Genomic DNA, 15,925 nt, shown 5'->3' with positions numbered 1-15,925 from the left:
CGGCACGGACAGATGTGCAGAAGAGACAGCGACCGCAGTGGTGGCACACACCTGCCTGCGATAGCTTCTCGCCACTGACTCGCGGCGGAACGACATGGTCAAGCTCAACAAGATTTACACCAAGACCGGCGATGACGGCACCACCGGTCTGGTGCGCGGTCCGCGCCGCTCCAAGGCGGACCTCCGCGTCGAGTGCTTCGGCACGGTCGACGAGGCCAACAGCTTCATCGGCATGGCGCGGCTCCACACCGGCTCGATGCCCAAGCTCGACCGGCTGCTGGCGCGCGTCCAGAACGATCTGTTCGACCTCGGCTCCGACCTCGCCACCCCAGGCGCCGATCCGGCCGGGGCGCCGCCCTCATTGCGCATCACCGCGCAGCAGACGGCATGGATCGAAGAGCAGATCGACCACTACAATGAAGGCTTGAAGCCGCTGACGAGCTTCGTCCTCCCCGGCGGCACACCGCTCTCGGTCGCACTGCATCTGGGCCGCACCGTCACCCGTCGCGCCGAACGCCTGGTGGTCGAGCTGATCGCCGCCGAACCCGACGTCAACAACGCCGTGCTGGTCTACCTCAATCGGCTGTCGGACCTGCTGTTCGTCATGGCCCGGGTGGCCAACGCCAACGGCGACAGCGACGTGCTGTGGACGCCGGGCAAGTTCGGCCACGAGGGGCAGTCGCGCGGCTGATGTTCATTCCGCTGCACGATCGCAATCCGGTCCGGCACATCAGGTTCCCCTATGTCACCTATGGCATCATCGGGTTGAACGTCCTGGTGTTCCTGATCCAGCTGGCGCATGGCAGCGGGCTCAGTTTCGACCAGTTCGCGCTGAGCTACGCCGCCGTACCGGCCTATTTCCTGCAGCCCGACGCGCCCGACCGGCTGGCCTACCTTCCCGATGGCCTGACGCTCATCACCTACGCCTTCTTTCACGCCGACTGGCTGCACCTGGGCAGCAACATGCTGTTCCTCTGGGTATTCGGCGACAATATCGAGGACGCGCTGGGGCATGTGAAGTTCGCGGCGTTCTACCTCGCCTGTGCCGCGCTTTCGGGGCTGGTCTACATCCTCTTCGCCATGGGCACCTATACCTGGCTGATCGGCGCCTCGGGCGCCGTCGCCGGGGTAATGGGCGCCTATATCGTCCTTTACCCGCATGCCCGGGTCTATGTGCTGCTGGGCCTGACCATCCCGATCCCGCTGCCGCTGCCGGCGCTCTGGATGCTTGGCGCCTGGGCCGCGGTGCAGCTGTTCTACCTGTTTTTCGGCGACGCCAGCCCGGTCGCCTGGTCCGCCCATGTCGGCGGGCTGATTGTCGGCGCGGCACTCTGCGTGCCGCTGAAGCGGCGTGACGTGGCGCTGTTCGGCGGACACTGATCCGTAAACCATTGATTCACGATCGCACCATTCCGACACAGCTTCGGGAAGGTTTCGTTTACGCCCCGGTCATAAAACCCCTGGGATGGACATGGATCTGACATCGCAGCTGCTTGCCGCGCGCTCCGCCGGGACGCAGCAATCCATTGCCATCGCCGTGCTGAAGAAATCGCACGAGATGGAGATTTCGCTGATCCAGATGGTCGACGGCGTGGCGCGTTCCGCTCCACCGCCCGGCCAGGGGACCAAGGTCGACAAAATAGCCTGACCAGCCGGAGGGGTGTGATGAACCTCGACACGTCGATCTATCGCATGGCCTTCCGCGAGGCCGACACTCTGGGCGTGGCGCAGGTGCTCGTCGCCAAGAAACGCGCCGACCTCGAACACCAGATGCTGCTCAAGCAGATCAACGAAGGCTCCGCTTCCACTGGCGCCGACCTCGAGCGGGCCCTCACCGACATGGAAGAGCGCTCCGACGCCTTCGTCGGCCGCATCATCGACCGCACTGCCTGAACGGCTGTTCAGCAACCCGTCGTGCGACGCGCGATCCCTGAACCCCGTCTGAACGGACGGGGCGAAGCAGCGCGCAATTCTGCAAACTGTGCGCTTGCGGGGGCTGTCCCATCGGGGCAGAAGCGACCGCTTTCAGCGGGGGGACACGCTGAACAGGAGATTGGCCCCAATGAGCAAGACGGGCTACGAGAAGATGGTGTCGGGCGAGCTCTATGAAGGGCCGGACTGGGACCTGATCGAACTGCAGGTCGAAGCCAAAAAGAAACTCGACCGCCTCAACGCCGTCCCCAACTGGGACATGGCCAACCGCACCGCGATGTTCCGCGACCAGCTCGGCAGCTTCGGCGACAGCTTCGTCCTGAGCCCCGTCACCTGGGAATACGGCAAGCACATCCATATCGGCGAAGGCGTGTTCATCAACTTCGAATGCGTGTTCCTCGACGGCGCTGAAGTGCGCATCGGCGACGGCACCGCCATTGCACCGCGGGTGATGTTCCTGACCGCCGGCCACCCGGTCGACCCGCACGAGCGCGAGCGCCGCGATCCCAAGACCGGCAAGCTGATCGGCGCCCAGTGCATCAACAAGCCGATCAACATCGGCAAGCATTGCTGGATCGGCGCCGGCACCATCATCGTCGGCGGTGTCAGCATCGGCGACGGCACCACCATCGGCGCCGGCAGCGTCGTCACCCGCGACATTCCTGCCGTCGTGCTGGCCGCCGGCAACCCCTGCCGGGTGATCCGCAAGGCCGACGCCAAGCCGATCCGCCAGGCGGCGAACGCAGCTTAGCCAGAGACCCTGCTACCGGATGAGAAACGCCTCGACCTCGGCGCGCGACGGCGCGCCGAGCCGGCCGCCGAACCGCGTGCACTTGATTGCCGCGGCGGCCGACGCAAAGGCGATGACATTGCGCATCGGCCAGCCCTCGAGCAGCCCGACGGCGAAGCCGGCATGGAACACATCGCCCGCCGCCAGCGTATCGATCGCCTCGACCTTCGGCGCCGGAGAGTGGCGGATCCCGTCGCCCTCGGTCCACCAGCAGCCATCGGCGCCGGCCGTGACCGCAACGAAGCCGCCATGGCTGACGGCCAGCCATCCGGCCGCCTGCTCGGCGGTATCCGCCCCAGTCACCAGCTTTGCCGCGCTCTCGGAGGCCACCACATGCGTCGCCAGCGGCAGCAAGCCGTCGAGCACGTCGCGCGCCGCCATATCGGCATCGAGGATCGCCGGAATGCCCGCCGCCTTCGCCGCACCCAGCGCCAGCGCCGCCGCACCCGGCCAGCGCACGTCAACCATCACCGCATCGATGCCACCAAGATTCGGGGCAACTTCCGGCGGCGCCATCAGCGTCGGATCGTAGCGCGGCACGATCATCGTCGAGCCGCTGCGATCCATGAAGATCGACGAAAAGCCCGAGCGCGAACCGGCGACGCGCCGCACTCGCGAGCAGTCGACGCCTTCGCCGGAAATCTGCTGCACCAGCCGATCGCCCGTCGCATCGTCGCCGGCCGAAGCCCAGAGCGCCGCCTTGCCGCCAAGCCGCACAATGCTCGCCGCCTGCGCCGCCGCCATGCCTTCGGCGACCTCGACCGCATCGAGCGGAATGACTTTGCCCGGCCCGTCCGGCAGGCGATCCAGTCGGAAGATGGTGTCCATGGTCAGGGCACCGACGCAGAGGATCCGGCGCATGCGGGTCAGGTTCCGATCAGCGTGTCGATGACGTTGTGACCGTCAGGCGAATCCCATTCGGCCGGGCCCTGCAGCACGGCGAGTTCGCAGCCTTTTTCGTCGAGCAGCAGCGTTGCCGGCAGCCCGATCGCCACCGCCTGCTGCTGCAGCCGCTTGAACGCATCGAAGGTGGAATCCGCGTAAAGCGGCAGGTTCTTGAGCTCTTCGTCGGCGAGGAATTTCTTCGCCTTCTCGAGCCCGCTCTCGCCGACATCGAGGTTGATCGGCAGCACCATGAACTGCTCCGAATTGTACTTCGTCGCGATGGCGTCGAGCGCGGGCATTTCCTCGCGGCACGGCACGCACCAGCTGGCCCAGAAATTCACCAGCAGCTTCTTGCCGGCAAAGCTGCCGATCGTCGTCGGCGCGCCCGCCGCGTCCTTGAACGACATGTCGGCATAGCCCCGGCCCTCGCCGGTGCCGTTGAGCGCTGCCAGCATGCCGATGGCCGCCGCGTCGATCTTCTGCCCTTTCACCACCTGCGGATCGCACTGCGTTGCCTGCGCCGGCATGAAGTTGCCAATGACGAGGGTAAGGACTAGTGCTACCGCCGCACTGATCAGGGCGACGAGCAGCACCCGCCTGGGGCGCAATCTCCGGGTCGGGGCGGGGCTTTGGTCGGTCATGGTCACCGTTGGGTCTACGTTGGAGTTGAGATGAGCAATCGCATGTGGGGCGGCCGTTTTGCGACCGGGCCCGACGCCATCATGGAAGAGATCAACGCCTCCATCGGCTTCGATCAGCGGCTCTACAAGCAGGACATCGCCGGCTCTATCGCACACGCCACCATGCTGGCGGAAGTGGGCATCCTGACCCAGGCGGACCGCGACGCGATCATCACCGGCCTAAAGACCGTGCTCGACGAGATCGAGACAAACAAATTCACGTTCTCGCGTGCGCTCGAGGACATTCACATGAATGTCGAGAGCCGGCTGAAGGAGGTGATCGGCGATGCCGCTGGGCGCCTCCACACCGCCCGGTCGCGCAACGACCAGGTGGCCACCGATTTTCGCCTCTATGTCCGCGATGCCATCGATACCCTCCTGGCGCAGGTGAAAACCCTGCAGCTGGCGCTGGTGAAGCGGGCCGAGGAAGAAGTCGCCACCATCATGCCCGGCTTCACCCACCTGCAGAATGCCCAGCCGGTAACCTTCGGCCACCATCTGCTCGCCTATGTCGAAATGCTCGGCCGCGACTACGGCCGCTTCGAAGATGCGCGCAAGCGCCTCAACGAAAGCCCGCTCGGCTCGGCTGCACTCGCCGGCACCCCCTACCCGATCGATCGCGACATGACGGCGAAGGCGCTCGGCTTCGATCGCCCCACCGCCAACTCGCTCGACGCCGTCTCCGATCGCGATTTCATCCTCGAGACGCTTTCGGCCGCCAGCCTCTGCGCCATGCACCTTTCCCGCTTCGCCGAGGAACTGGTGATCTGGTCGTCGTCGCAGTTCGGCTTCGTGAAACTCAGCGACAAGTTCACCACCGGCTCGTCGATCATGCCGCAGAAGCGCAACCCCGATGCCGCCGAGCTGATCCGCGCCAAGGTCGGCCGCATCATGGGCGCTCTGACCAGCCTGCTGATCGTCATGAAGGGCCTGCCGCTCGCCTATTCCAAGGATATGCAGGAAGACAAGGAAGTCGCCTTCGACGCACTCGACTCGCTGTCGCTGTCGCTCGCCGCGATGACCGGCATGGTCGAAGACCTGAAGGCCAACCGCGAGAAGATGCGCGCTTCGGCCAATGCCGGCTTCTCCACTGCCACCGATATCGCCGACTGGCTGGTCAAGCAGGCCAATATCCCGTTCCGCGAGGCCCATCACATCACCGGGCAGATCGTGGCGCTGGCCGAGCAGAAGGGCATGACGCTCGACGGGTTGACCATTGAGGATTTCAAGTTCGTCGACCACCGCATCGACAGCCGCATCCATAAGGTGCTGAGCGTCGAAAGCTCGGTCGCCGCCCGCAAGAGCTATGGCGGCACCGCGCCGGAAAACGTCGCGCTGCAGGCCGCCCGCTGGAAACAGCTCCTCACCGGCGTGAAGTCCGAGCCGGTCAGCGTGAAGAAATCGGGGGGTCACGGCGACGGCGGAGTGGAGTAGGCTTCGGCAATGCCGCGCCAGCCCCGCCCGCTGCACCTCACCGCCGACCATGTCGCCCGCATCCCGGTGATCGAGGATCCGGGCCAGGCCACCTACCCTGGTATTCGTCCGGCGACCGAGGCCGACTACGATGCGGAAGTCGCGCGCATCATCGACACCGCGCCGGAAGGCGAGTTCTGGATCTTCGCGCTGAGCTCGCTGATCTGGAATCCGGCCACCGAGTTCGACCAGCAGCGCATCGCCGTCGCCAGTGGCTGGCACCGCAGCTTTTGCCTGTTCGACCAGCGCTGGCGAGGCAACCCCAAGCAGCCTGGGCTGATGATGTGCCTCGATCGCGGCGGCAGCTGCCGCAGCGTTGCCTTCCGCATCCCGGCCGGCACCATCAAAGCCAACATGGACAAGCTGGTGCGCCGCGAAATGAGCATGGTGCCCAACGCCTTCCCCGGCCGCTGGATCAAGGTCGCCACCGCCGAAGGTCCGCTCACCGCCCTCGCCTTTGCCATCAACCGCCAGAGCACACGCTATGTCGGCGGTCTCACCTTGGCAGAACGTGCCGACCGGCTGGCGCAGGCGCATGGCTGGAAGGGCTCGATGGCCGAGTATGTGCTCTCGACCGTGCAGAAACTCGCCGAATACGACATCCACGACCGCAACCTGTGGGCCCTGCAGCGGCTGATCGCCGAACGGATCGACCACCACTGGCCCGCGAACTAGAACGGCGTCAACTTCGCACCCCTCATGAACGCGACCTCTTGCGGAGTAGATGCTCGCCGCAAGACCTCGTTGCGGTGCGGAAAGCGCCCGAACTGGGCGATTATGTCACGATATTTTTGCGACTGGATCCGGCACGCCTCGTAAAAGCGGTTATCCGACGGGGCGTGGGGTGCGATATTGTCAAGGTAGAGTTGCACCGCATCGTCCTGATCCGCGAGGACTTCGCTGTGCCCCAGAGGCAGGATCGCGAACACGCGCTCGACTAGCCGGAAGCGATCGAGCCCACCGGCAACCACTTCACGAGAATATCGACGGGCAAGGGGATCCAGCGCATAGGCATCCGGCAAATCGCGATGGATGTTCCGGCTCATCTGGTCCAGCAGCACGATACGTCCCACTTGCTGCCGTAGCGTGAGGTTCTTCGCCTCGGCACCACTGTCTGCAATCGCAAGCGCCCGGCCAAAGCGACGGATGATATCCTGGTCGACGGCTTCTCCGCCACCGAACCAGATCGGGAAGCGGTCGAGCGGAAAGCTGTCGACCTCTGGCAGTGGTCCGAACCAGAAATCATGCACTTCATCGTAAACTGCTGCGTCCACGACGCCCTCCCGCTCCGTTCTGGACAGCATGGATCATCTGGCTTGATCGCGCCAATCGAGAAGTCTGACTTCCCCTTTGCCGCCCTTTCGCCTAGAGCTTCGCCCGGATTTCGTAGGGGCGCAGGACCTTGGTGCATCACTTCCAGTATCGCGACGACCGGCTGTTCGCCGAGGAGGTCGACCTCACCGCCCTCGCCGGCAAGGTGGGCACCCCGTTCTATGTCTATTCGGCCGCGACGCTGCGCCGCCACGTGCGGGTGATGCGCGATGCCTTCAAGGGCATCGACACCCTCGTCGCCTATGCCATGAAGGCCAACTCCAACCAGGCGGTGATCAAGCTCATCGCCAAGGAAGGCGCCGGCGCTGACGTGGTCTCGGGCGGCGAGCTCGAGCGCGCCATTGCCGCCGGAGTGCCGGCCAACCGCATCGTTTTCTCCGGCGTCGGCAAGACCTTCGCCGAGATGCGCCGGGCGCTCGAAGTCGGCATCAAGTGCTTCAACCTCGAGAGCGAGCCGGAGCTCGAGCGGCTGAGCGACGTCGCCGTCTCCATGGGCATGACCGCACCGGTCTCGGTGCGCATCAACCCCGATGTCGATGCCGGCACGCATGCGAAGATCTCGACCGGCAAGGCCGAGAACAAGTTCGGCATCCCGTTCGCGCGGGCCCGCGAGGTCTATGCCCGCATCGCCGCGCTGCCCGGGGTGCGCGCCGTCGGCGTCGACATGCATATCGGCAGCCAGATCACCGACATGACGCCGTTCGACAACGCCTTCGCGCTGCTCGCCGAACTGGTGCGCGACCTGAAGGCCGCCGGCCACGATATCCGCCACGCCGATGTCGGCGGCGGCCTCGGCATCCCGTACCATCACGACGAAGACGCCCCGCCGGCTCCGCCCGCCTATGCCGAGATCGTCAGGAAGCATATCGGCCCGCTCGGCGTGTCGCTGGTGCTGGAGCCCGGCCGGTTGATCGTCGGCAATGCCGGTATCCTCGTCACCAAGGTCGAGTACGTGAAGGAAGGCGGCAAGACCTTCGTCATCGTCGATGCGGCGATGAACGACCTGATCCGCCCCACCCTCTATGAGGCGCATCACGACATCCAGCCCGTGGTGCATTCGAACCTGCCGCAGATCACCGCCGATGTGGTCGGCCCGGTCTGCGAGACCGGCGATTTCATCGCCCAGGACAGGAAGATGGAGGGCGTCAAGGAAGGTGACCTGCTCGCAGTGATGTCGGCCGGCGCCTATGGCGCGGTGATGGCTTCGACTTACAATTCGCGCCCGCTGGTGCCCGAAGTGCTGGTCGACGGCGACAAGTGGCACGTCATCCGCCCCCGCAAGTCGATCGCCGAGCTGATCGCACTGGACAGCGTCCCCGACTGGGTGTGATGTAATCATTTACATCACCTGAGGGAGGGGTTAGATTGGTCAACGCGAAGCTGATCTTCTCCTACCGAACCGCCTTCACCGACACGGTGTTCGTCGAGTTGGTCGCCTGGGAGGTTCCGGCGCCGCTGCGCGGCAGCAGCCATCGCTACAAGTACCGCCTGGCTTTGGTCGCCGACGATGTCTGCGTCCTGCGGTACGACAACGAGCCGGCAAAGGCGACCACAGGCATGTTGGGGACAAGGAGTACAGCTATGACTTCATCGACCTCGACCAGCTCCGGCGAGATTTCCTTCTGGAAGCCCGAAGATGGCTTCTCGAAAACCTTGGTGATCAGCGTGATGAGCCATGATGAGTCCATGCAGGACCTTCAGCGTCTCCTCGAAAGTGGCGGCGTGGACCCCACGCCCCGGTTCAACTTCGTCTCCTACGACTTGCTGCACCGGATCCTGGCGCCCAATCGAATGGCAATCATCCAGACAATGAGCGGCGCAGGACCGATAAGCATCAGGGAACTGGCCCGCCGCGTTGGCCGCGACTTCAAGGGTGTGCACAACGACATCAGCGCACTTCGAAAGGCCGGGCTCGTCTACACCGCCGATGATGGAAGGGTAGTGTTCCCCTACGAGGACATCCATTTCGACTTTCGCGTATCCGCCGCGGCCTAAACCAGCCACGCCGCCAATACCGGCGCGAGCACCGAGGTCAACACCGCGTTGAGCCCCATGGCGATGCCGGCAAAGGTGCCGGCCACCGGATCGACGGCAAAGGCGCGCGCCGTGCCGATGCCGTGCGAGGCGAGCCCGACCGAAAAGCCGCGCGCTGCGTAGTCGGTGATCTTCAAGGCGTTCATGATCGGCGTCACCAGTACGGCGCCGGTGACCCCGGTCAGCACCACCAGCACCGCGGTGAGCGAGGGCGAGCCGCCGATCTGCTCGGCAATGCCCATGGCGACGCCTGCCGTCACCGATTTCGGCACCAGCGCCAGCAGCACATCCGGTGGCAACCCGAACAGCCGACCGCACAGCACCACCGAGACGATCGCCGTCACCGAGCCTGCCAGCAGCGCGCCGAGCAGCGGCAACAGGTTTTCCATCACGATCCTGCGGTTGGTGACCAACGGCACGGCGATGGCGACGATCGCTGGGCCGAGCAGGAAATGCACGAACTGCGCGCCTTCGAAATAGCGCCCATAGGGTGTGCCGGTAACGAGCAGCACAGCGCCGACCGCGATGATCGACAGCAGCACGGGATTGACCAGCGGGTTGCGACCCGATTTCAGCGCCAGCCAGTCCGCCCCGACCCAGACGCACAGCGTCACCGTCAGCCACAGCAGCGGCGTCGAGCTGAGATAGACCCAGAGCGCGAACGGATCGTTCATGGCCGCTTCCCCGTCCAGCGCTTCACGGCAAGGAACGCCCCGACCGTCGCCAGCATGGTGAGCACGGCCGAGATGATCAGCGTCAGGACGATCCCCACGCCATAATCGCCGAGCAGCCCCAGTTGCTGCACCACGCCGACGCCGGTCGGCACGAACAACAGCCCCAGCCCGCCGACGAGAAAGGTCGCGACCTTGTCGAGCAGCATCCCCTTGAGGTCCGGTCGCCGTTGCACCCACGCCAGCAGCACGATGGCGAGGAGGATCAGCCCGACCACCGGGCCCGGCATCGGCAGAGCCAGCGAGCGCGCCAGGATTTCGCCGGCCAGTTGGCAGGCGAGCAGCAATGCGAGAATGGCAATCATGCGAGGACTATCGAGCCGGATTCCTGCCTGTGCAAGCTGCTGACAGGCCCTGTCAGTACGCCCCGGCTAGTTTATGGCTATGCCAAGGAGGCGCTCATGACCCAAACCCTGACCGATCGCCACTTGAACCGCGCCACCCTCGCCCGCCAGCTGCTGCTCGAACGCAGTGACCTGTCGATCACCGACACCATCGCCTGGCTGCTCGGCATGCAGGCGCAGCAGACCCACGACCCCTATATCGGCTTGTGGTCCCGGTTGAACGGCTTCAGCCACGAAGCCCTGACCGCGCTGATCGTCGATCGCACGCTGGCCCGCGCCACCACCATGCGCGGTACGCTCCATCTCCACACCATCGACGACCTGATCGGCATCCGGGCAGAGATGCAGCCGTTCCTCCGCTCGGTCTGGCTCAGCAACTTCAAGAAGCGCTTCGGCGGCAATGACGAAGCCGCGGTGCTGGAGCTGGCGCGAAAACTGCTCGACGCCGAGCCGATGACCGCCGGCCAGCTCGGCAAGCGCCTCGCCGAGCGCTTCCCCGAGGGTGAGCCCTTGGCCATGACCATGCTGCTGCAATCGACCGACACGCTGATCCAGATTCCGCCGACCCGCATCTGGGGCTCCGGCCATTCGCCTGTTATCACCCGCATCGGCAACTGGCTGCCGGCGCCCTATGAGCGCCCGATCGCCCGCGAAACCCTGGTGCGCCGCTACCTCGCCGCCTATGGCCCGGCCAGCGTCGCCGACATGCAGAGCTGGTCGCGCCTCACCAGGCTCGGCGAGGTGTTCGAAGCGCTGCGCCCTGAGCTCGCCACGTTCACCGCTCCCGATGGCCGCGAACTGTTCGACCTGCCCGACGCGCCGCGTCCCGATGCCGACACCCCAGCCCCGGTCCGCTTCCTGCCGCTCTATGAAAACGCCATGCTCGGCTACGACAACCGCCGCCGTTTCCTTGTTGAGGGCGACGAACTGCGCGGCGACTTCGTCAACAACGTCAAGCCGGGCGTCTTGGTCGACGGCCTGATGTCGGCCGGCTGGGGCATCGACAGCAAGAAGGGCGCGGCGGTGCTCACCGTCACCCCCTACCACCAGTTGAGGAAAGCGGACGTCGCCGAGATCGAGCGCGAGGGACTGAGGTTCCTGCGCTTCATGGAGGAAAAGGCCGAGACCTTCGACGTCCGCGTGCTGGAACTCGCGGACTAGCCGTTCACCCGATCATCGCCTGGCGGGCCAGCGAGATAATCTCTGGCGGCCGGCCGGCAAGGGCGTCGTCGACCTTTTCCAGCACCTGCGCCAGCGTGAAGGGCTTTGGGATCACATCGTAGATCAGCTGGTCGAGGCCGTGCGCGCGCTCGCGCTGGTCGGCAAAGCCGGTCATCAGCATGATGGTGACCTCAGGCCAGGCCGAGGCGACGTTGAGCGCCAGCGCGATGCCATCCATCACCGGCATCTTGATGTCGGAGAGCAACAGGTCGAAGCGCCCCTGCTCCTCCTGCATCACCTCGGCGGCGAGGCCGCCATCCTCGGCTTCCACCACATCGTGGCCCATGTGCGCGAGGGCACGCGAGACGAACGCCCGCACTCCATCATCGTCTTCAGCAAGCAGGATTCTGGCCATCAGTGTACGGTCTCTTGAGGTATTTCCTTGGTCGTCACCGGCGGTATCGCCGCGACGTTCTGCCGGCTCGAGGCAAAGCCCAGGCGCAGTTGCGTCGCGCCGTCAGGCGGCGACGCGAGTTCGGCCGAAAAGGCAACGGCCTCGCCCGGCTCGACATCCGGGGCCGGCGGCATGACGCTCCATTGATAGAGCGGCGCGCCATGTGCATCGAGGAGGCTCACCACCACCGGCGGCACCACCACGCGGCGCGCTTCGACACCGTGGATCGTGGCGGTGACGCTGATCACGTCGCTGTCGCCGCGCCGGCTCATCACCGTCGAAACGTCTGAAAATTCGAGGCCGACCACGTTCACGCCCATTCCGAGCGCGGAGTAAACCCCGGCCATCGAAGGCGCCTGCTTGACGATCTCGGTGCGGAACAACAGCCCGCCTGCGACCACCGCTACCAGCAGGCAAACCGCAGCGATGCGGATCATCCGGAACAGCTTGGCCGCCGGCAGCCGGCGCGCTACGGCGCGCTGCCGCTTCTCCAGTTTGCCGTTGGCCGCCCGTTCGGCTGCAGTGGGCTTTGGTGCAAGTTCGGGGGCCGGTGTCGGCTCTGCCGTTTTCGGGGCGATAGCAGCTTTGATCTCGGCGATCGAGCGCACCACTTCGGGCGGTGGCGCCCCGTCGGGCATCACGCCACGCAGCGAAGCGGGGATCTCGGCAATACCGGTACGGTGCTCGATCGCCTTGAACTCGCGGTCGAGCGCCTCTTCCTCGGTCGGCGTAAACAGCTTGTCGTCGTCCGGCGGCGCGATCTGGGCTTCCGCCATCCAGGCTTTGCCGCAATGGGCACAGCTGACCTGCCGGCCGCGCGGCCCGAGCGTTTCGGGCGGCACCTGATAACGCGTGCCGCAATGCGGGCAGGCGATGACGACCGTCGCTGGCTGGAGTGAACGCATGGGCGAAAGCTAGCGGCGCCGGGTTAAGTTTCCTCAAACCCGAACGTCGAAACTGCCGCGGCTACTGCGTCGGCCGACCAAGATTTGGGCTGAATTATGGGTGAGAACCCCGCCCCGGCGGGATGCCGCTGTTATGATGCCTCTCAACTGATTCGGAGCGGATGGCCCGGTGATCGAGTTCTCCAATGTCGGCCTGCGCTATGGGCAGGGGCCCGAGATCCTCCGCGATCTCAATTTCCGCATCGAACCCGGCACGTTCCATTTCCTCACCGGCCCTTCCGGGTCGGGCAAGACGTCGCTGCTGAAGCTGCTGCTGTTGTCGCTGCGGCCGACCCGCGGACGGGTCACCCTGTTCGGCAAGGACACCTCCTCGCTCGACCAGGATGCGCTGTTGCAGATGCGCCGTCACATCGGCATCGTGTTCCAGGAATTCCGCCTGCTCGACCACCTCACCACCTTCGAGAACGTGGCGCTGCCGTTGCGCGTGCTTGGTGAGCCCGAGGCGAGCTATCGTGCCAATGTCACCGAACTGCTCGAGTGGGTCGGCCTCGGCCAGCGCCTCGATGCACTGCCGGCGGTGCTGTCGGGCGGTGAGAAGCAGCGCGCCGCCATCGCCCGCGCCGTGATCGGCCGCCCTGATATCCTCCTGGCGGACGAGCCCACCGGTAACGTCGACCCCGAGCTGTCGCTGCGGCTGGTGCGGCTCTTCGCTGAACTCAACAAGATGGGGACGACCATCATCCTCGCGACGCACGAGCTGCCGCTGCTCGATGCCTTCCCCTTCCCGCGCATGATCCTCAATGAGGGGGAGATCGTCTTTGCCGATTGAGCTGAAGCTCCCCCGCTTCGTCGGGATCGAGAACCGCGAACGCGCTGCCGCCATCGTGCCGGAGCGTTCGGTCTCCGGCCGCACCCTGGTGCTGCTGATCGCCATCATGACGTTCCTGAGTGGCGTGACGCTCGGCGGCGTGGTGCTGGTACAGAAATCCGCCATCGCCTGGTCCTCCGATGTCGGCCGCGAGATGACCATCCAGATCCGCCCGGTCGAAGGCGAGGTGATGGACTCGAACCTGCGCACCGCGGTGGCGCTGGCGGAAGCAACGCCCGGCGTCGCCTCGGCCCGCGCCCTGACCCTCGAAGAGAGCCAGAAGCTGCTCGAGCCCTGGCTCGGCGCCGGCCTCGACCTCACCGCCATCGACATCCCCCGCCTCGTCGTCGTGCAGCTTGCCGACCCCGCCGAAGCCGATGTGGACAAGCTGCAGCGCGACCTCACCGCGGTGAAAGGCGCCAGCCTCGATACCCACGCCGCCTGGCGTCAGCAGCTCAACGTCATGGCCGGCACCATCGTCGCCTCGGGCCTCCTGGTGCTGACGCTGATCGTGGTGGCCACCGTGCTCGCCATCATCTTCGCCACCCGCGGCACCATGGCGTCGAACCGCGAGATCGTCGATGTGCTGCACTTCATCGGCGCCTCGAACAGCTTTATCGCCGGCGAGTTCCAGGGCCGCTTCCTGACCATCGGCTTCCGCGGCGGCATCTTCGGCGGCCTCGCGGCGCTGCTGTTCTTTTTGATGGTCGGCGTCGCTGCTGGCTCGATGGTGCCGCAGGAGGCCGGCCAGCAGCTGGGGATCCTGTTCGGCCGCTTCGCGCTGGGCATCGACGGCATGTTCGGCATCCTCGCCGTGGTCCCGGTGATCGCCGCGCTCACTGCCATCACCTCGCGCATGACGGTGCGCCGCTTCCTGCAGAAGACGTCCTAGCCCCCCGGCGACGTCTTCGTCGTCCGCCGCGGCGACGGTCTTGGCCATCGTCAGTTATTACGCCTTGCGGGCACAGCGTCGCGCAGGCACCCTCCGGCGCAAATGGGGGAGGATCGACTTTGCTCGGCCAGGCGTTGCGCTCGCTGCTGTTCTACGCGGTGTTCTACCTGCAGACCGTCGTGCTGGCGCTGCTGGTGGGCGGCAGCGCCATCATCTGGGGCCGCACCCGATTCGGCTGGACCCTGGCGCTCTACTGGATCCACTCGCACATCCTGGCGCTGCGGCTCATCGCCGGCATCAAGACCGATGTCGAGGGGATCGAGAACATCCCCGATGGGCCCTGCATCATCGCCAGTAAGCACATGAGCGACTGGGACATCTTCGCTTTGCTGCCGGGCGCACGGCGCCCCGCTTTTATTGCCAAGAAAGAGCTGATCGACATCCCGTTCTTCGGCCAGGCGGCAATGGCCTTCGACACCATCCGCGTCGACCGTTCCAAGGGCGGCGACGCCATCCCGCTGATGCTCTCCGATGCCCGGCGCTCGCTTGCCAACGGCGCCCGCATCATCATTTTTCCCGAGGGCACGCGGAAAGCGCCGCTCGAACCCTACGATTATCGCTACGGCGTGGTCCGGCTCTACGAGGGCCTCAACATTCCGGTGGTGCCGGTGGCGCTCAATTCCGGCCTGTTCTGGGGCCGCAACAGCCTGCTGCTCTGGCCCGGCACCGCCCGCGCCAAGTTCCTCCCCACCATCCCCCCGGGCCTGCCGGTGGAGGAGTTTCGTCAGCGCCTGATCACGGCGATCGAGGGCGAAACCAACCGACTGATCCTCGAGGCCTATGAAGCAGGCCTCGACCGCCCGATCAGCCCCGAGCTGCGCGACCGGCTCGAGAAGCTCAAGCAAGGGATAGCGCCCGGACCACTCCAAACCACTACATCTTGACGGAATCAGCGACGCAGCCCATAGGTGTAGACGTCACGCTGGGCGGTGCTTGACATTTAGCTCAAATTTGTTCTATATTCGTTCTCTTTCGCCTTGTATCGAAGGAGCCGGGGGCATGGTGCCGACACTCGATCGTACGCTGCTGCAGCACGCCACCGCGCATCCGGTGAACTGGCGCGGTCGCTCGGGCCGTTACTATGCGCTCGAACCGCTGCGTTTCGACGATTTCAGCTTCAAGGCCGACGAGCTCTACCTGATCGCGCTTGGCCCGCACGTCATGTGGGCCGGCGGCGCCGCCGATCTTGTCGAGGATCCGGTGAGCCGCGCTCGCTTCCGCCTCGCCATGGACTGCGCCGACCGCGTCTTCCACGTCGAAACCAGCGCCGACGCCATCGAGCGGCTGACCGTAGTGTGGGACCTCGAAGGCGCCGAACCGATCATTGGGCTGAGCGCTGCGTAACTTAGCCGACACTGCATCCGGTGCGGGCTGACCCCCACCC

At 65.5% G+C, this 15,925-nt stretch carries 21 protein-coding genes; 14 read left to right on the top strand and 7 right to left on the bottom strand.

Annotated elements, in window-relative coordinates; all coding sequences use genetic code 11:
• The first annotated feature begins 94 nt into the window (after positions 1-94).
• From VW23_RS13670 to VW23_RS13650, 5 genes are all read left to right on the top strand, one after another.
• Positions 95-691 carry a cob(I)yrinic acid a,c-diamide adenosyltransferase gene (locus tag VW23_RS13670; protein ID WP_069910114.1) on the top strand — a complete coding sequence of 199 codons (597 nt, stop codon included), beginning with the start codon at positions 95-97 and terminating at the stop codon, positions 689-691.
• Entirely contained in the window at positions 691-1,380 is a 690-nt protein-coding gene (locus tag VW23_RS13665) for a rhomboid family intramembrane serine protease (protein WP_069910113.1), read from the top strand. The genes VW23_RS13670 and VW23_RS13665 overlap by 1 nt, the downstream gene beginning before the upstream one ends.
• 91 nt (positions 1,381-1,471) lie before the next feature.
• On the top strand, positions 1,472-1,648 hold the full coding sequence (locus tag VW23_RS28995; protein WP_176730398.1) for a hypothetical protein: 177 nt from the start codon (positions 1,472-1,474) through the stop codon (positions 1,646-1,648).
• 17 nt (positions 1,649-1,665) lie between these two features.
• The gene (locus VW23_RS13655) at positions 1,666-1,893 is read left to right on the top strand and encodes a hypothetical protein (protein WP_069910111.1); all 228 of its coding nucleotides are present in this window, start codon (positions 1,666-1,668) and stop codon (positions 1,891-1,893) included.
• Positions 1,894-2,062: 169 nt separating this feature from the next.
• Positions 2,063-2,683 (top strand): sugar O-acetyltransferase, encoded by a 621-nt coding sequence (locus VW23_RS13650; RefSeq protein WP_069910110.1) that lies wholly within the window; start codon positions 2,063-2,065, stop codon positions 2,681-2,683.
• A 12-nt stretch (positions 2,684-2,695) separates the two neighbouring features.
• Here VW23_RS13650 and VW23_RS13645 read toward each other — a convergent pair whose 3' ends face one another.
• Both VW23_RS13645 and VW23_RS13640 read right to left on the bottom strand, forming a co-directional pair.
• Positions 2,696-3,583 (bottom strand): PfkB family carbohydrate kinase, encoded by an 888-nt coding sequence (locus VW23_RS13645; protein ID WP_069910109.1) that lies wholly within the window; start codon positions 3,581-3,583, stop codon positions 2,696-2,698.
• 5 nt (positions 3,584-3,588) lie between these two features.
• Entirely contained in the window at positions 3,589-4,200 is a 612-nt protein-coding gene (locus VW23_RS13640) for a TlpA disulfide reductase family protein (RefSeq protein ID WP_176730397.1), read from the bottom strand.
• Positions 4,201-4,278: 78 nt separating this feature from the next.
• Here VW23_RS13640 and argH point away from each other — a divergent pair, with 78 nt between their 5' ends.
• Together argH and VW23_RS13630 are read left to right on the top strand one after the other, a co-directional pair.
• On the top strand, positions 4,279-5,721 hold the full coding sequence (argH, locus tag VW23_RS13635) for an argininosuccinate lyase (protein ID WP_069910108.1): 1,443 nt from the start codon (positions 4,279-4,281) through the stop codon (positions 5,719-5,721).
• Positions 5,722-5,730: 9 nt separating this feature from the next.
• Positions 5,731-6,435 (top strand): gamma-glutamylcyclotransferase, encoded by a 705-nt coding sequence (locus VW23_RS13630; protein WP_069910107.1) that lies wholly within the window; start codon positions 5,731-5,733, stop codon positions 6,433-6,435.
• Here VW23_RS13630 and VW23_RS13625 read toward each other — a convergent pair.
• Complete coding sequence (locus VW23_RS13625) at positions 6,432-7,034, bottom strand: DUF924 family protein (protein WP_176730396.1); 603 nt, start codon at positions 7,032-7,034, stop codon at positions 6,432-6,434. The genes VW23_RS13630 and VW23_RS13625 overlap by 4 nt on opposite strands.
• A 131-nt stretch (positions 7,035-7,165) precedes the next feature.
• Between VW23_RS13625 and lysA the strand changes: the two genes are divergently transcribed.
• Positions 7,166-8,422 (top strand): diaminopimelate decarboxylase, encoded by a 1,257-nt coding sequence (lysA, locus tag VW23_RS13620; RefSeq protein ID WP_069910117.1) that lies wholly within the window; start codon positions 7,166-7,168, stop codon positions 8,420-8,422.
• A gap of 35 nt (positions 8,423-8,457) precedes the next feature.
• The gene (locus VW23_RS13615) at positions 8,458-9,087 is read left to right on the top strand and encodes a toxin-antitoxin system TumE family protein (protein WP_342029923.1); all 630 of its coding nucleotides are present in this window, start codon (positions 8,458-8,460) and stop codon (positions 9,085-9,087) included.
• Here the strand turns inward: VW23_RS13615 and VW23_RS13610 are convergent.
• Complete coding sequence (locus VW23_RS13610) at positions 9,084-9,800, bottom strand: LrgB family protein (RefSeq protein WP_069910105.1); 717 nt, start codon at positions 9,798-9,800, stop codon at positions 9,084-9,086. The two genes, VW23_RS13615 and VW23_RS13610, sit on opposite strands and share 4 nt — an antisense overlap.
• Positions 9,797-10,162, bottom strand: coding sequence for a CidA/LrgA family protein (locus VW23_RS13605; protein WP_069910104.1), 366 nt, complete (start codon positions 10,160-10,162; stop codon positions 9,797-9,799). The genes VW23_RS13610 and VW23_RS13605 overlap by 4 nt, the downstream gene beginning before the upstream one ends.
• A gap of 96 nt (positions 10,163-10,258) precedes the next feature.
• Between VW23_RS13605 and VW23_RS13600 the strand changes: the two genes are divergently transcribed.
• Complete coding sequence (locus VW23_RS13600) at positions 10,259-11,362, top strand: winged helix DNA-binding domain-containing protein (RefSeq protein WP_069910103.1); 1,104 nt, start codon at positions 10,259-10,261, stop codon at positions 11,360-11,362.
• A 4-nt stretch (positions 11,363-11,366) separates the two neighbouring features.
• Here VW23_RS13600 and VW23_RS13595 read toward each other — a convergent pair whose 3' ends face one another.
• Both VW23_RS13595 and VW23_RS13590 read right to left on the bottom strand, forming a co-directional pair.
• Positions 11,367-11,777, bottom strand: coding sequence for a response regulator (locus VW23_RS13595; RefSeq protein ID WP_069910102.1), 411 nt, complete (start codon positions 11,775-11,777; stop codon positions 11,367-11,369).
• On the bottom strand, positions 11,777-12,721 hold the full coding sequence (locus tag VW23_RS13590) for an MJ0042-type zinc finger domain-containing protein (protein ID WP_069910101.1): 945 nt from the start codon (positions 12,719-12,721) through the stop codon (positions 11,777-11,779). Before VW23_RS13590 ends, VW23_RS13595 begins: the two co-directional genes overlap by 1 nt.
• A 169-nt stretch (positions 12,722-12,890) precedes the next feature.
• Here VW23_RS13590 and ftsE point away from each other — a divergent pair, with 169 nt between their 5' ends.
• The 4 genes from ftsE (at position 12,891) to VW23_RS13570 (ending at position 15,885) form a co-directional block, all read left to right on the top strand.
• On the top strand, positions 12,891-13,550 hold the full coding sequence (gene ftsE / locus VW23_RS13585) for a cell division ATP-binding protein FtsE (protein WP_055046533.1): 660 nt from the start codon (positions 12,891-12,893) through the stop codon (positions 13,548-13,550).
• Positions 13,540-14,481, top strand: coding sequence for a cell division protein FtsX (locus VW23_RS13580; RefSeq protein WP_244513581.1), 942 nt, complete (start codon positions 13,540-13,542; stop codon positions 14,479-14,481). The genes ftsE and VW23_RS13580 overlap by 11 nt, the downstream gene beginning before the upstream one ends.
• Positions 14,482-14,600: 119 nt before the next feature.
• Positions 14,601-15,425: a lysophospholipid acyltransferase family protein gene (locus tag VW23_RS13575; RefSeq protein ID WP_176730394.1), complete on the top strand. Its 825-nt coding sequence runs from the start codon at positions 14,601-14,603 to the stop codon at positions 15,423-15,425.
• 115 nt (positions 15,426-15,540) lie between these two features.
• Entirely contained in the window at positions 15,541-15,885 is a 345-nt protein-coding gene (locus VW23_RS13570) for a hypothetical protein (RefSeq protein WP_069910099.1), read from the top strand.
• Positions 15,886-15,925 lie beyond the last annotated feature (40 nt).

It is taken from the genome of Devosia insulae DS-56 (assembly GCF_000970465.2).
In the GTDB taxonomy this organism is placed as follows: domain Bacteria; phylum Pseudomonadota; class Alphaproteobacteria; order Rhizobiales; family Devosiaceae; genus Devosia_A; species Devosia_A insulae.
Note: the sequence above shows the minus strand (reverse complement) of the source record. Positions and strands in the feature narration are given on the sequence as shown.

Excerpts from the sequence above, each read along its gene's own strand:
- VW23_RS13670 (WP_069910114.1), top strand. The coding sequence starts at position 95 with ATGGTCAAGCTCAACAAGATTTACACCAAGACCGGCGATGACGGCACC.
- VW23_RS13665 (WP_069910113.1), top strand. The coding sequence starts at position 691 with ATGTTCATTCCGCTGCACGATCGCAATCCGGTCCGGCACATCAGGTTC.
- VW23_RS28995 (WP_176730398.1), top strand. The coding sequence starts at position 1,472 with ATGGATCTGACATCGCAGCTGCTTGCCGCGCGCTCCGCCGGGACGCAG.
- VW23_RS13655 (WP_069910111.1), top strand. The coding sequence starts at position 1,666 with ATGAACCTCGACACGTCGATCTATCGCATGGCCTTCCGCGAGGCCGAC.
- VW23_RS13650 (WP_069910110.1), top strand. The coding sequence starts at position 2,063 with ATGAGCAAGACGGGCTACGAGAAGATGGTGTCGGGCGAGCTCTATGAA.
- VW23_RS13645 (WP_069910109.1), bottom strand. The coding sequence starts at position 3,583 with ATGCGCCGGATCCTCTGCGTCGGTGCCCTGACCATGGACACCATCTTC.
- argH (WP_069910108.1), top strand. The coding sequence starts at position 4,279 with ATGAGCAATCGCATGTGGGGCGGCCGTTTTGCGACCGGGCCCGACGCC.
- VW23_RS13630 (WP_069910107.1), top strand. The coding sequence starts at position 5,731 with ATGCCGCGCCAGCCCCGCCCGCTGCACCTCACCGCCGACCATGTCGCC.
- VW23_RS13610 (WP_069910105.1), bottom strand. The coding sequence starts at position 9,800 with ATGAACGATCCGTTCGCGCTCTGGGTCTATCTCAGCTCGACGCCGCTG.
- VW23_RS13605 (WP_069910104.1), bottom strand. The coding sequence starts at position 10,162 with ATGATTGCCATTCTCGCATTGCTGCTCGCCTGCCAACTGGCCGGCGAA.
- VW23_RS13600 (WP_069910103.1), top strand. The coding sequence starts at position 10,259 with ATGACCCAAACCCTGACCGATCGCCACTTGAACCGCGCCACCCTCGCC.
- VW23_RS13595 (WP_069910102.1), bottom strand. The coding sequence starts at position 11,777 with ATGGCCAGAATCCTGCTTGCTGAAGACGATGATGGAGTGCGGGCGTTC.
- VW23_RS13590 (WP_069910101.1), bottom strand. The coding sequence starts at position 12,721 with ATGCGTTCACTCCAGCCAGCGACGGTCGTCATCGCCTGCCCGCATTGC.
- VW23_RS13570 (WP_069910099.1), top strand. The coding sequence starts at position 15,541 with ATGGTGCCGACACTCGATCGTACGCTGCTGCAGCACGCCACCGCGCAT.